The following is a 13,473-nucleotide window of genomic DNA, read 5'->3' on the forward strand; positions in this document are numbered from 1 at the left end:
GGGGCCGCCCTCCGTGGCGGCCCGCCAACCACCTCGCGCCGATCTTCGCGGGCTTCACACCTTCCGAGTGCGTCGGGCTTCCAACGTTGAACTTTGAACTCGAAACTTGAAACTCCTGGTCATGCGTCGTCGCGGAGGTGGCGGCCGGTCAGGGTCACGAACACGTCTTCGAGAGTCGCGGTGCGGGTGGTGAGGCCCGCGACCTTCGCCCCGGTGCCGCGGGTGAGGTCGAGCAGCGCCGGCAACGCCCGGTGCGGCTCGGCGGCCGTGAGCCGGAACGTGTCCCCGTCCGCCTTCGCCGACTTCACCGTCGGCAGCGCCTTCAGCTCCGACTCCGTCGGCCGGGCCGGCGACCCCGGGGCCAGTTCCAGTTCGATGACGTGCTCGCCGCCGAGGTGCGCGATCAGCTCCGCGGGCGTGCCGAGCGCCCGCACCTGCCCGTGGTCCACGACCGCGACCCGGTCGCACAGCCGCTCGGCCTCGTCCATGTAGTGCGTGGTGAGGACGACGGTGCGGCCGCGGTCCTTGATCGACCGGATCAGGTCCCACAGGGACCGCCGCGACTGCGGGTCGAGGCCGGTCGTCGGCTCGTCGAGGAACAGCACCTCCGGGTCGCCGACGAGCGCCGTCGCGACCGCGAGCCGCTGCCGCTGCCCGCCCGAGAGCTTGTCGACGTAGGCCCGCGCCTTCTCCTCGAGGCCGACGCTCGCGATCGCCTCGTCGGGCGTCGGCCCGCTCGGGTAGAAGGACCGGAACAGCGCGACCGTCTCGCGGACCGTGAGCTTGTCCGACAGGCGGGTCTCCTGGAGCGAGATGCCGATCTTGCGGCGGATCGCGGTGTCGTCGCGGCCCCACTTGAGTCCGAGCACCTCGACCTCGCCGGCCGTCGGGTCGAGGAGCCCCTCGATGATCTCCAGCGTGGTCGTCTTGCCGGCCCCGTTCGGGCCGAGGAGCCCGAAGCACTCGCCGACCTTGACGGCGAGGTCGAGGCCGCGGACCGCCTCGACGGGCGGCCTGCCGGGGTACGTCTTCACGAGGCCGGTCACGAGAATGGCGGGTGTCATGCGAGAATTGTAGGGAACCGCCCGTGAACCTCCCGCCCGCCGGCCGCGTCCCTCCCGCCTCCGGTCGCGCCACGACGGCGGGCCGCGTCTCGGCACCCAGCACCCGAGGTTCCGGTGTTCACGGGGCACGTCCGCCGGTCCGGTTCGTTGCGAAGCGTGTGGCACCGCCGCGAGCGGAAGCGGCGGCCCGCCCACGAACTGCCGCTCCCGCCCCCGCCCGCGGTGCGGCTGCGCCCCCTCCCCACTGAACTGCACTGGCTGTGCGGGTGCCCGAGCACGATGCTCCGGTGCGTCGTGCGGCTCGCGACCGACCCGCGGACCGTGTTCCACCTGACGCCACCGGACGTCGAGCGGAAGTTGCGGCTCTACTACTGCGCGTGTGCTCGCACCCGCTGGGACGCCCCCAGCGACGACGCGCGGCACGCGGTTGCAACTGTGGAGTGCCGGGCCGACGGCGGGACCGACCGCGAGGGGTGGGTGCGTGCGCGGCGGTTCGCGCACGCGGCGCTCCAGGCCGTCACGCGAGTGTGGTGGGCGCCGGAAGAGCAGCGGCCGACCGTGTTCCTCGACGCGCTGGTCGCCGCGGCCGTCCGGGCGCACCGCGGGCTCGGCGACCGGTTCGCCCCGCCGGTGTACCTGGTGAACACGGCCGACCAGGTGGCGCTGCTGAACGAGGTGTTCGGCAACCCGTTCGCGCCGGTCGCCGTCCGGTCCGCGTGGGCGACCCGCACGGTGGTCGATCTCTCGCAGTTGATCGCCACGGACCGCGCCTTCGAGTTGATGCCCGTCCTAGGCGACGCGCTCCAGGACGCGGGGTGCGACAGTGCCGCCGTCCTCGACCACTGCTACCGGCCCGCGGCGCACGCCCGCGGGTGCTGGCTCCTCGACGCGCTGCTGGGGGACGGGTGAAGGAGCCGTGATGGACGAACAGGATTACCCCGAGATCGAGGACCGACTTGGGCCGCTCGGCGAGCCGCTCGAACGGCCGCGCCCCGGCGACTGGCTCGCCGAGCACCGTGAGAAGGGGCAGACGTTCCCCCAGTACCTCGCGGGAAACCCCGTTCGGCGCGACGCCAAATTGAACACGATCTATCTGTGCGAGATCGGCGAGTGCGACGCCGCGCAACGGGTCGTACTCGACCTGACCCGCGAGTTCCTGGCGCTGTACTTCGATGCTCCCGTGATTGTTCGCCGCACGGGCCCGACGGTCGCGATCCCCAACGCGGCAAAGCGGAAGCACCCGGAGTGGGGCGACCGGCAACTCCTCGCGCCGTACGTCCTGCACGACGTCCTTGAACCGGACCGGCCGGGCGACGCCCTGGCGTACCTCGCGTTCACACCCCGCGACCTGTGGGCGGGCGACGGGTGGAACTTCGTGTACGGTCAGGCCGACCTCCGCCGCCGCGTCGCGGTGCTGTCGATCTACCGCAACGGCCACCCCGCGAAGAGCGACGAGGCGTTCCGGCTGTGCCTGCGCCGCACGCTCATGACTGCGGTACACGAGACCGCCCACGTTCTCACCCTGTTGCACTGCACCGCGAACCGGTGCCTGATGAACGGCTGCAACAACGCCGACGAGCGCGACACGCGGCCGCTGAACCCGTGCCCGGTGTGCCTGCGGAAACTCGTCTGGAACCTTCAGGTGGAACCCGTGGGGTACTTGCGCCGACTCGCGGCGTTCTGCGAGGCACACGGGTTCAATGATGCTGCGTGGTTCGGAAGGGCCGGGGATCTGCACGAAGTGTGACGGCCCCACAAACGCAGCGAGCCACGGGGCGGTCCCCGTGGCTCGTTGACTTCTCACGCGGCTACCGGCCGCGGGGGATAGTGATGGCGATCGGCGGCAGATTCTGCGCCTCGGGCGGAAGGCCGGCCGGGGTGCCCGCGCCAACGGGGGCCAGGCTCCCGTAGCTCGCTGGGGTCGGTTGGAGCACCCCCGACGGGAGCGCCGCGGGCGGTGCGGCCGGGACGGCCCCCGGAGACGTCAGCACCCCGAGACCCGGGCCGGTCCCCGCGGCCGGCGGCGGCCCGCCCAGCGCGTTGAACCCGCCCGGTTGCCCCGCCGCGCCGGGCACGACCGACGTATTCGACCAGTTCCCGCCGTCGGCCAGTGTGCCCGTGTCGATGGTGACGCGGGTCTCCTTCGGGTAGAGCGTGTTGCCGCTCTCGGGCTCGTACCGGGCCGCGATCCGGACCCGGGACACGTCCGGGCGGTACGACGGCCACGGCAGGAACAGCGCGTAGCTCATCCCGAACCGCTCGTCGGGCGTCTTCAGCCCCTTGAGCGTCTCCTTGGTGAACTCCCACACCTGCGGCTCGGCCGGCGGGGTGCCCTGCGGCCGCGGGGACTCGTCGTACAGCGCGACCGTGAGCTTCCCGTCGGCCGGCGCGAACTGCATCGCCGGCCCGAACAGGAACAACTGCCCCGCGAGGCCCGCCCCCATCGCGCCGTTGCGCGTGGGGTCGGGCAGGTAGTCGATCTTGTTCCGCCAGAGGATCGTGATCTCGGCGGCCGGCACCTTCGCGGCGACCACCGTCTTGCCGGTCATCTTGGCGAACGTCGAGACGGCCCCCCCGACGGGGGAGAAGGCCGACGCCTGCACGACCGGGCCGCCGAGTTCCGGTTGCACCGTCGAGGACAGCGGGGCCGACGGGAGCCCGTCGCCGGACCGCGCCAGTTCGGGCTTACTCTTCCAGGGGTTCATCCCGGCGCACCCCGGACCAAAGACCAGCGCGGCGGCCGCGATCACGGCTTGAACACGTCCCATTGCGCGCCCTCCTTGGCACGAGGCTTCTTGTCGTCGGTCGGCCGGCCCGCGTCGGCACCGGCCGCGGGCTCGGGCACCCGCATCTCGAACCCGCGGTGCGCCGTCGGCGAGACGGGTGGGGCCGCGGGCACCACCGCCGTCGGGTACACGACCCGGCCGTCGGGCATCACCATCTGGTAGTTGCGGCCCTGCGGCGGCGGGGCCGCGGGCGCGGTGCCCGGGGGCAGCGGCCCGGCCGGGTACGTCGCACTCGCCGGCGTCACGTTCGGGGCCGCGGACATCACCGGCACCCCCGGGAGCGGGAGCGCCTGCGGCTGCGCGCCGTACCCTTGTTGCGGCTGCGGCGGGGCCGGCGGCGGCACGGGGATCGCGGGCGTCGCCGGGGCGGGCACCGGCACCGTGCCGGGCTGCGGCACGGCCCCGGGGTTGAACGGCTGCGGCTGGCCGAGGCCCGGCTGCGGCTGGTTCGGCTGCAGGCCCGGCGGGAGCGGGGCGCTGCCGAGGCCGTAGGCCCCGTCGGGCGAGCCCGGGCCGCCGAAGTAGTACGGCCCCGGCACGTAGGTCGGCGCGCCGGCCGGCGGGGTGATGTTCGTGGGCACCGGCCGCGCGCCCTGCATCGCCGGCCCGATCACCTCCATGCCGTGGCCCTGCATCCGGGAGATGTCCGGCACGCACCAGTGCATCCGCTGCGCCTCCTCGGCCAGGATGCGGGCCTGGTCGGCCTCGCTGCGGACGATGTGCGGGGTCATGATGATGAGCACCTCGCGCCGCTGGGTCTGCCGCGTGCGGTACCGGAACAGCGCCCCGACGTAGGGCAGGTCCTTGAAGAACGGGTACCCGTTCTCGACCCGCTGGTCCTGCTTGCTGAGCAGGCCGCCGAGCACGATGGTCTCGCCGTCCGACGCGAGGACCGTGGTCTGCACGGTCTGCACGTTGAACGCCGGGGCGTTGATCCCGTTGCCCAGGTTCACCGGGGTCGGGCTGACGCTGGCCACCTGCGGCTCGACCCGCATGAGCACCTTGCCGTCCGGGTTCACCCGCGGGGTCACCCGCATGGTCACGCCGATCGGCTGGTACTCGATCGACTGCTGCGCCGTGCCCACCCCGGTCAGGGTGCTCGCGCTGAGGTACGGGAAGTTGGCCCCGACCTGGACGTACCCGGTCTGGTTGTCGGCCACCTGCACCTGCGGGCGGCTCAGGATGTCCACCCGGCTCTGGGCCGAGAGTGCCCGGACCAGCACGTTGAGCGAGTCGCTGGACGCGGAGAACACGAACCCGCCGAACCCCTGCGTGCCGACCCGGCCGACGCCGAGCTGCGACAGGCCCTGGAACCCGACCGTGGGCGACTGCGCCAGGGTGCTGTTCCCGAGCGGCGCGGTCGTCACGAAGTTGTACCCCGGGAGGGCCGCGTTCGTCACGCCGTTGGTCGTGGTCGCCGTGGGCAGCACCCCGCGGGCGAACAGGACCGGACTCTGGATGCCGAACTCCACGCCGAACTCCTCGGCGTTGTTCAACTGCACCTCGGCGATCATCACCTGGATCACCACCTGCGGCGGCTGCGCGTCGATCTTCTCGATGAGCCGCTTGATCTCGTTGAAGTACTGCGGGGTGGCGCTGATGAGCACGGTGTTGCTGACCGGCTCGGCCACGACCACCACCTGCCGCTGGAGGTTCTGGTACGCGGTCAGGAAGTTGGCCCCGCTCAGCACGTTCAGCGAGTTGGTGACGAACGTCTGGATCGTGTTGGCGACGTCGGCCGCGGCCGCGTTGCGGAGCTTGTACACCTCGTTGTACCGCTGCGGCGTGTCGGACGTTTCGAGCCGCGCGATGATGGCCCGGATCGTCTCCAGGTCGTTGGACGACCCGGCCACGATGATCGTGTTCGTGCGGTCGTCCACCGACAGCCGCAGGTCGATGAGGCTCGCGCCCGGGGCCACGTCGCCGGGGGTCAGGGTGAGCAGCGGGCGGACGCCCTGGGCGTTGACCCCGCCCCCGCCGCCGAGCCCGCCCGCCCCGCCGCCGCCGAGCCCGCCGCCCAGCCCGCCGGCCGCGCCGCCGCCGGTCGTCTGGCCGGTGAACAGTTGGCGGAGGAGGGTGGCGGTCAGGTTCGCGTCGGCCCGCTTCAGCTCGAACACGTTGATGACCGACACGGCCGCGGCCGTCGTGTCCAGGTTCTCGATGAGCTTCTCGATCAGCCGCATCGTCTTCTCGGGCGCGGCCACGATGATCGAGTTGGTCCGCACGTTCGGGACCAGGTGGACGTCGGCCAGCAGGCCGGACTCGACCACCTGCCCGTCGCGGGCGGAGTAGTACCGGAGCGTGTTCGACTTGGTCACGAGGCCCCCGCTCGACCCGGTGCCGACGGTCGGGATGAGCGTCTGCACCTGGGTGTTCCCGAGCGCGCCGCCCTGGCCGCCGAGACCGCCCCCGCCGAGGCCGCCCCCGCCACCGAGGCCGCCGCCCAGGCCGCCGCCGCCGAGCGCCCCGCCCAGCGCGCCGCCCAGGGCCCCCGCGGGGCCGCCGCCGAGCGCCCCACCGAGGGCCCCGCCGAGCGCGCCCTGGCCGGGGCCGCCGACCCCCCCGAGTTGGCTCGTGCCGCCGGCCGCCTGGGCCTGCGGGTTCGTGAACTGGGCCTGCGTCAGCGGGCTAACGATGTTCGCCGTCAGCGCGTTGCTGATGACCTGCGCCAGTTCGCTGGCGATCGCGTTGCGGAGCTTGAAGATCCGCACGTCGTTGATCGCACTGGACTCGGTCGTGTCCCAGTCCTTGATGAGCGCCTCGACGTCCGCGAGGTCGGCCCCGCCGGCCTGGACGTATACCGTGTTGCTCGCCGAGTCGAACGTGACGCGGAACTGGTTCCGCTGCGTCGACTCGCCCGGGAACCGCGACGCCCAGAAGTTCTGGATCTGTTGGGCGATGATCTGGGCCGACGCCCGCTTCAGCCGGAACGCGCGGGGCAGCACGTTGTTCGGCTGGTCGATCCGGCGGATCTCCTTGAGCACGTCGCCGAACCGGGCCTCGGGCGCGGCCACGAGCACCGCGTTGAACCGCGGCAAGGCCAGGAAGTACACGCCGCGGTTCTGCACCTGGTTGCCCCCGAGCGCGCCCAGGCCGCCGATGCCGCCGAGCCCGCCGACGCCGCCGGGCTGCGTGCCGGGCTGCTGGAGGTAGTTGCCGCCCGGCCCGGCGGTGATGACCCGCGAGAACAGGGTGGTGAGGAAGTCGGCGACGTTGTTGCAGTCGGCGTACTCGAGCGGCACCACTTCGAGCCGCGGCTGCGCGCCCTTGGAGAACCCGCGGAGCACCTCGATGAGGTCGAGGATCAGTTGCATGTCCGCGGCACTCTCGGCCCGCACGACGACGGTGTCGAGGCCCGGGAGCGGGTACGTGGTGACCGGGCCGCGCGGGGCCTGCGACCCCGGGAGCTGCTCGCGGCCGGCCTGGCCCGCGGCCTTCGGCACCGGGGGCTGCTCGCCGGCCGGCACCTGCCCGCCGGTCTGGGCGACGCCGGGTTGCCCCGGGAGGTCGTAGGTCCGGTTGCTGACGGCACCGAACTCGGGATCGAGGAGTGGGTCGTACAGGGTGTTCGAGACGGGGGCCGAAGGGGCGTCCGTGCCCCGGTAGTCAAAATTTCGGTGGCCCTCCGTGTCGTTCATCGCCTGGCGACCGCCGCCGCCCCGGGTTCCCCCGCCGCCGCCTCGTGTTCCACCTCCGCCGGCACCGCCGGGCCGCGCGCCGCCACCGCCGAGCCCGCCGCCACCGATGCGGGGGCCGCCGCCCTGGCCGCCGAACCCACCGAGGCCGCCGCCGAGCCCGCCCAGGCCGCCGCCCAACCCGCCCAGCCCGCCGCCGAGGCCGCCGAGCCCGCTGCCCTGACCGCCGCCGAGGCCGCCGACCCCGCCGCGCTGTTGCTGCTGCGGGTTGATCCCCTGGATCGCGTTCACCGCCTGCTGCACGAGGGCCGGGTCGATCCCCTTGAGCTGCACGAGCCGCACCACCTCGGTCGTGGCGACGGACTGCTTGTCGAGCGTCTCGACGAGGTACGCGACCTCGCGGGCCAGCGCCTCGGTGCAGTTCAGGATCAGCGAGTTGCTCCGGTCGTCCACGCTGATGCTCAGCGCGGGCGGCTTCTGTTGCTGCTGCTGCTGCTGCGGGGCGAACGGGAACGGGAACGCGGCCACGGTGTTCTGCCCGGCCGAGCCGCTGGCGAGCGCCGACCGGTACACCTTCTCGACGATCGCCGCGACCTCGGACGCCGCGGCCTCGTTCACCTTCACGATCCACGTCTTCTGGGTGATCGCGTCCTCGCCCGGCCCGCCGTCGATGTACCGGGACAGCAGGTGCTCGATGGTGAGCAGGTCGATCGGGGTCGCCTTGATGACGACGACCGAGTTGCTGCTCTTCTCGGCGACGACGCGGATGCGGTTCGGGTTCACCCCGGCCGGAGTGGCCGCCGCGCCGCCCCCGCCACCGAGCAGCCCGCCCAGCAGTCCGCCGCCGCCCCCGCCCCCGCCGAGGAGGCCGCCGAGGAGCCCGCCGCCGCCGCCGCCGCCCTGACCGCCCCGGCCGCCGCCCTGCTGTTGCCGCTGCTGCGGGCCGTTGAAGATCTCGGTGAGTTCCTGGGCCGCGTCCTCGGCGGCCACGTTCTTCAGGCGGATCACCTTGAACAGGTTCTCGACCGGCTGGCCGCCGGGCTTGTAGTACTGCACGAGCGCCGTGATCGTGTCGAGGACCTTCGGGTCCTCACTGGTGACGATCAGCTTGTTCCCCTGGACGACGATGGTGACCGCCCGCGGGTCCTTCTTCTCCGGGTCGGCGACCTGGGCCGCGACGAGCCGCACGTCGCGGCCCGGCAGCGCCTCGCGCAGCTCGCCGGCCGACACCTTCTTGGGCGCGCCCGGGGCCGGGGCGGTGCCCGGCTGCTGCGGGATCGCGGGCTGCAGGTTGCCCGGCAGGTTGGTCGGGGCCGGGGTGCCCGTCGGCGGCACGAGCGGCGCGACCGGGGCCGGCCGCAGCGGGTTGGCCGGGTCGATGACCTGGGCCGGCACGCCCATGCCCTCGACGGCCTGCCGGATCTTCTCGGCCAGCACCGAGGTGCTGCCCTCGGGGATGAAGATGGTCCGCGACTTCGGGTTGAACCCCGAGCCGGTCCCGTCGGCCTTCACGCCCTCGATGGCCTCGATGGCCTTGCGGATCTCGGCGATCTGGGCCGGCGTCCCCTTCACGATGATGCCGGGCTGGCCGCCGACCTGGGCCTCGATGGTCGCGCCGCCGGCGGCCGAACTCGGGAACAGCTTGGCGAGCTTCCCGGCCATCTCGGCCGGCTCGGTCACGGCCAGCGGGACCACCGCCGTCTCGGGGGTCGAGTTGCCGCCCTCGATGGTGCCCTTGAGCTTGGCGAGGAGGTTGAAGTGCTCCTCGGGCGTGGCGAACACCATGATCTCGTTGGTGGCCGGGAGCGGGACGACGCGGAGCCCCGGGGCGTCCGCCTGGAGCGCCTTTGACAGCGCGTCGGCCGTGCCGACCGGGACCGCGTACTTGCGGATCTCGGGCTCGGTGAACTTGATCGGGGGCTGGTTCGGGTACGCCGGCTTGTCCTTGTCCTCGATGATCTTCTTGGCCAGTGCGATCTTGTCGGGCGGGGCCGTGATGGTGACCGTGTTGGCCTTCACGTCCACGGTGATCGAGACGGACTTCACCCGGCCCGGGGTGGCCCCGCCGGTCGGCCCGCCGCGGCCCGGGTTCCGCGGGTCGTACCCGCCCCGGGGGTCGTAGTACGGCTGGCCGCCGTACCGCGGGTCGTACGCGGGGGCCGCGGGCGTGGCCCCCGCGACGGTGGCCGTGGTGTCGCGGTCGGTGAGGAGCGTCTTCAGCTCCTCGGCCACCTCCGCGGCCTTCTTGTAGAGGAACTTGTGCGTGAGGAAGTCGCCCTCGTTCTGCTTGAGTTCGACCTCCTGGAGCGTCAGGTAGATGCGGTTGGTGTTGCCGGCGGTGTCCACGATCACGAGCGTGTTCGTCTTGGACAGCATCGACACGGCCCCGAACGGGGTCAGCATCTTCTGCACTTCGGGCGCGGTGTCCTCGACGCTGAGCGTCTTCAGCGGGATCAGCACCTGCACCAGTTCGGTCTTCCCGCGGCGCGGGAGCTCCGACAGCTCGATGCGGGGGATCAGGCTCAGGTCCAGCTTCTCGTCGGACGGCAGGATGGTGAACGACACCTGCCGGCGGACCAGGATGAACTTCTGCTGGATCATCGCCTCGTTGAGCAGGTCGATGACCTCGCCCATCGTGAACTTGCGGTCCTTGGGCGGGAGCAGGGTGACGCTGCCGGTCGGCTTGACGGCGTAGATGGGCGTGAGCCCGCTCTCGGTGGCGAACCAGTCGAGGACCGCGTCCCACGTCGCGGACTTGAACGCGACGGACACGGTCTTCTCGGGCGGCAGGGCCGGGGCGGCGGGCTGGCCCCCGGGCGGCCCGAGGACGGTGCCGGGCACCGCCGGTGCGGGCATCGGTTGCTGAGCGGAGGCCCAACTCGCGGGGCCGGCGAGCAGGCACGCGGAGGCCGCTAGGCCGAGACGGAATCGCATGGACGTCCCCCAAACTGCAAGCGATCGGCGGCGACTGGTGCCGCGGCCCGTTCCCCAATGGGCCGCGCGGTCCCGCCGAAAGTGGTCGCAGACGTTGAGCGGGTGAATACCGGGGACCGACCGGGCGAGCAACGACAATCGCGCCGCCCCCCGCGGGATTTAATCAACCCCCAGTTTACCGCACTTCTCCCGTCGATTGGGCGTGAGATCGAGATGAGAGAAGGCGGGCGCCCCGGGCGGGCGGGGGCGGGTGGGGGCGCGTCGGGAGTGTCCCGGGGGCGAGAACCACAGCACCTCCTCGTCGCACCGAGGAGCGGATGCGACGAGGGGCGCGGGTCGCGCCTCACGCCCCCGGCAGTTCGAGCCGGAAGCACGCGCCGGTGCCGCCGTCGGCCGGGCGGTACGCGAGCCGCCCGCCCAGCACCCCCGCCCACGACTTCGCCAGCGCCAGGCCCAGGCCCGCGCCGCCGGTCGCCTCGGCGGCCGCCCCGCGGCGGAACGGCTTGAAGATGGCCCGCCGCTCGGCCGCCGGTACGCCCGGCCCGCGGTCCTCGACCTCGAGGACCACCGACGTGCCGGCCCCGGGCTTCGCCCAGAGCCAGATCCGCGTGTCGGCCGCCTCGCGGGAGTACTTCCGGGCGTTCTCGATCAGGTTCCCGACGATCTGCTGCACCATCGCGGCCTCGGTCGACACCTCGCGCTCGGGCGGGAGCGTCGAGACCACCACCAGCTCGCGGCCGTCCTGCGCGAGCCGGTCGGTCCAGGTCTGTTGGAGCTGGCCGACCAGTTCGCTCACCCGCACCGGTTTCGCGTCGCGGGTCTTCCGCCGCCTCTCCAGCCTGGCGAAGTCGAGCACGTTGTCGATGAGCCGGTGCAGCCGGTCCGACTCGGTCGCGAGCGTGTTCAGGTACTCCTGCCGCTTCGCCTCGTCGGTGATCATCCCGCTGACGAGCAGGTCGAGGTACAGCCTAAGCGACGTGAGCGGGGTGCGGAGTTCGTGGGTGACCGCGGAGACGAACCGGATGCGGCGCTCGGCGAGGTCGATGAGCGTCCACCCGCCCAACCCGACCGCCCCGACCGCGATGAGTGCGGCGACCCACGCCAGCGCCAGCCCGAACCGCAGCGGGGTCCACCCGGCCGGCGGGAGGCCGGCCGCGGTGCCGGTGTCGAGCTGGACGGGCAGGGCGGTCATGGCCCGGTCGGGCGAGACCCCCTCGGGGTCGCGGACGGCGACGAGCCGCGCGTCCGGGAACAGGTCGCGGACCTCGTCCTTGAGCTTCGCCTCGAGCTTCGGCCAGTCGATGACGACGCCCTGGTACACTGTCCGGGTGTCGCCCGGGGTGCGGAACTCCAGGCGGGCGGCGCGGACCAGCATGAGCGCCTCGGTGCCGTCTGGGCCGGTGACCCACTGCGGCCGCATCGACCCGAGGTGGACCGCGTGCGGGGCCGGGGGCAGTACGAGCGGGAGCGCCGGGGGCCGGTCCTCGCCGGCGACGCCGTTCGGCCCCGGCTTCACCGTCGCCTTCGAATCGCCGGCGCTCTCGCGTGGCGTGCGGTACAGATCGCGGCCGAGCCAGTTCCACCCGGCGCCGTCGCGGGCGTCGTCGAGTTTCTTCGCCAGGTCGCGGCGGTCCTGCTCGGCGAGGGCCGACTTCAGGAGCCCAAAGCTCAGCCGGTCGAGCGCTTCGAGCTTCTCGGCGCGGAACCGCAGCGATTCGTCGCGCGCCACCGCTTCCTTGTCGCCGGCCGTCGGTGTACCGCCCCCCGCACCCGGGGCCGGAACGCCCGGGGCCGCAGGGGAGCCGGCCGGCGCGGCGGGACCGGGGGCCGGGGGCGCGCTCTTGCCGGCCCCGGCGGTGCCGACCGGCGGGGCGAGGCTGAACGGAGGGAACAGGTCGAGTTTGTTCCCCGCGACCTGCTGCTGGTACTTCAAGTCGTTCTGGTAGTTCTGGACCGGGTTGCGGGGCGAGTCGTAGGCGTTCTTGGCCTCTTCGAGGGCCTTCCCGAACGACTGGGCGCGCTTCAGGTACTCGAGCATCCCGGGGTCGGTCTCGGACCGCTGCCCCCGCACCGCCACGTTCGACTGGCCCACCCCGCGCGGGGTCTTGGACTCGGCCCGCGCCTTCTGCGCCGCGGCCTCCGCGTCGTTCATCCGCTGCTGGAGCGTCTCCTGTTGCTGCGCGTCGGCGGGCCGCAGGCACAAGTCGAACCCGAGGACGCGGGAGACGTCGGCGGTCGGGTCCGGGGATTGCTGGGCCGCGGGGTCGGCCGGGGGCGGGGGCTTGGGGGCGGACTCGGGCGGCCGCACGACTGCCACCGGGGTCGCCTGGCCCGGGTCAATGTTGCTCACCTCGGTGAACAGGGGGGCCGCGAACGGGAGTGAGTCGGCCGGGATGGCCCGGTCGCGCGCGGCGAACAGGTCGCAGGTGGCGCGGGCGGGGAACTTCGCGTTCAGGTCGGCGAGGGCGGTCTCGCGGGGGCCGCCGAAGTTGGTCAGCGGGAGCTCGGCCCACGCCTCCTTGACCCGGGCGCACTCGCCGGGGTCGGTCGGGGCCTGGTTCGACGTCCACCCCTTGTTGGGGTCGAGCTGGAAGTGGAGCCGCATCCAGTCCGGCAGGGTGGCGGCCAGAAGTGGGGTCGCGGCGGGGCCGAAGTTCCCGGCGGGGTCGGCCGAGTCGTAGTGGTAGAACGGGCGGCTGTCCTCGACGCCGAGCGCCGGGAGCATGCGGCCGTCGAGCCGCCACAGGGCGACGCGGAGGTTGTTGCCGAGTTCGGCGCGGGCCGCGGCCTCGCGCTGGGCCTGCTCGACGCCGAGGGCGGCGTAGGTCACCCACCCGAGGCCGGCGAACACCAGCCCGGCGACGAGGCAGAACACGCTCGGCCACCCGACGCGGCGGATCATGGGTTCCCCCAGCTTCGCAAAAGCACGAAATCCGAAGCACGAAATCCGAATAGGAAAGCCAGACACTCGGTCGGGATCGTTCGCCTCACGCGGGCCGCCTCGGAGGGCGGCCCCTACAGACCAGTGTCTTGTAGGGGCCGCCCTCCGTGGCG

The 13,473-nt window shown here is 72.8% G+C and carries 6 protein-coding genes; 2 read left to right on the forward strand and 4 right to left on the reverse strand.

Annotated elements, in window-relative coordinates; all coding sequences use genetic code 11:
- Positions 1–119: 119 nt before the first annotated feature.
- Positions 120–1,064 carry an ABC transporter ATP-binding protein gene (locus ACTIGN_RS10370; protein WP_439623490.1) on the reverse strand — a complete coding sequence of 315 codons (945 nt, stop codon included), beginning with the start codon at positions 1,062–1,064 and terminating at the stop codon, positions 120–122.
- Positions 1,065–1,178: 114 nt separating this feature from the next.
- On the opposite strand from ACTIGN_RS10370, the gene ACTIGN_RS10375 reads away from it, so the two are divergent.
- Entirely contained in the window at positions 1,179–1,973 is a 795-nt protein-coding gene (locus tag ACTIGN_RS10375; protein WP_439623492.1) for a hypothetical protein, read from the forward strand.
- Between the two features lie 10 nt (positions 1,974–1,983).
- Positions 1,984–2,811 (forward strand): archaemetzincin, encoded by an 828-nt coding sequence (locus ACTIGN_RS10380; protein ID WP_439623494.1) that lies wholly within the window; start codon positions 1,984–1,986, stop codon positions 2,809–2,811.
- A 61-nt stretch (positions 2,812–2,872) separates the two neighbouring features.
- Here the strand turns inward: ACTIGN_RS10380 and ACTIGN_RS10385 are convergent, their stop codons facing one another.
- The 3 genes from ACTIGN_RS10385 to ACTIGN_RS10395 form a co-directional block, all read right to left on the reverse strand.
- On the reverse strand, positions 2,873–3,832 hold the full coding sequence (locus ACTIGN_RS10385) for a hypothetical protein (RefSeq protein WP_439623496.1): 960 nt from the start codon (positions 3,830–3,832) through the stop codon (positions 2,873–2,875).
- The gene (locus ACTIGN_RS10390) at positions 3,811–10,419 is read right to left on the reverse strand and encodes a secretin N-terminal domain-containing protein (protein WP_439623498.1); all 6,609 of its coding nucleotides are present in this window, start codon (positions 10,417–10,419) and stop codon (positions 3,811–3,813) included. The genes ACTIGN_RS10385 and ACTIGN_RS10390 overlap by 22 nt, the downstream gene beginning before the upstream one ends.
- A 343-nt stretch (positions 10,420–10,762) precedes the next feature.
- Positions 10,763–13,321: a sensor histidine kinase gene (locus ACTIGN_RS10395; RefSeq protein ID WP_439623500.1), complete on the reverse strand. Its 2,559-nt coding sequence runs from the start codon at positions 13,319–13,321 to the stop codon at positions 10,763–10,765.
- Between the last annotated feature and the right edge of the window lie 152 nt (positions 13,322–13,473).

The organism is Gemmata sp., from assembly GCF_051859125.1.
Classification (GTDB): Bacteria; Planctomycetota; Planctomycetia; order Gemmatales; family Gemmataceae; genus Gemmata.

What these genes read in the sequence shown, in the direction of transcription:
- ACTIGN_RS10385 (WP_439623496.1), bottom strand. Translation starts at nt 3,832, where the DNA reads ATGGGACGTGTTCAAGCCGTGATCGCGGCCGCCGCGCTGGTCTTTGGT.
- ACTIGN_RS10390 (WP_439623498.1), bottom strand. Translation starts at nt 10,419, where the DNA reads ATGCGATTCCGTCTCGGCCTAGCGGCCTCCGCGTGCCTGCTCGCCGGC.
- ACTIGN_RS10395 (WP_439623500.1), bottom strand. Translation starts at nt 13,321, where the DNA reads ATGATCCGCCGCGTCGGGTGGCCGAGCGTGTTCTGCCTCGTCGCCGGG.
- ACTIGN_RS10370 (WP_439623490.1), bottom strand. Translation starts at nt 1,064, where the DNA reads ATGACACCCGCCATTCTCGTGACCGGCCTCGTGAAGACGTACCCCGGC.
- ACTIGN_RS10380 (WP_439623494.1), top strand. Translation starts at nt 1,984, where the DNA reads ATGGACGAACAGGATTACCCCGAGATCGAGGACCGACTTGGGCCGCTC.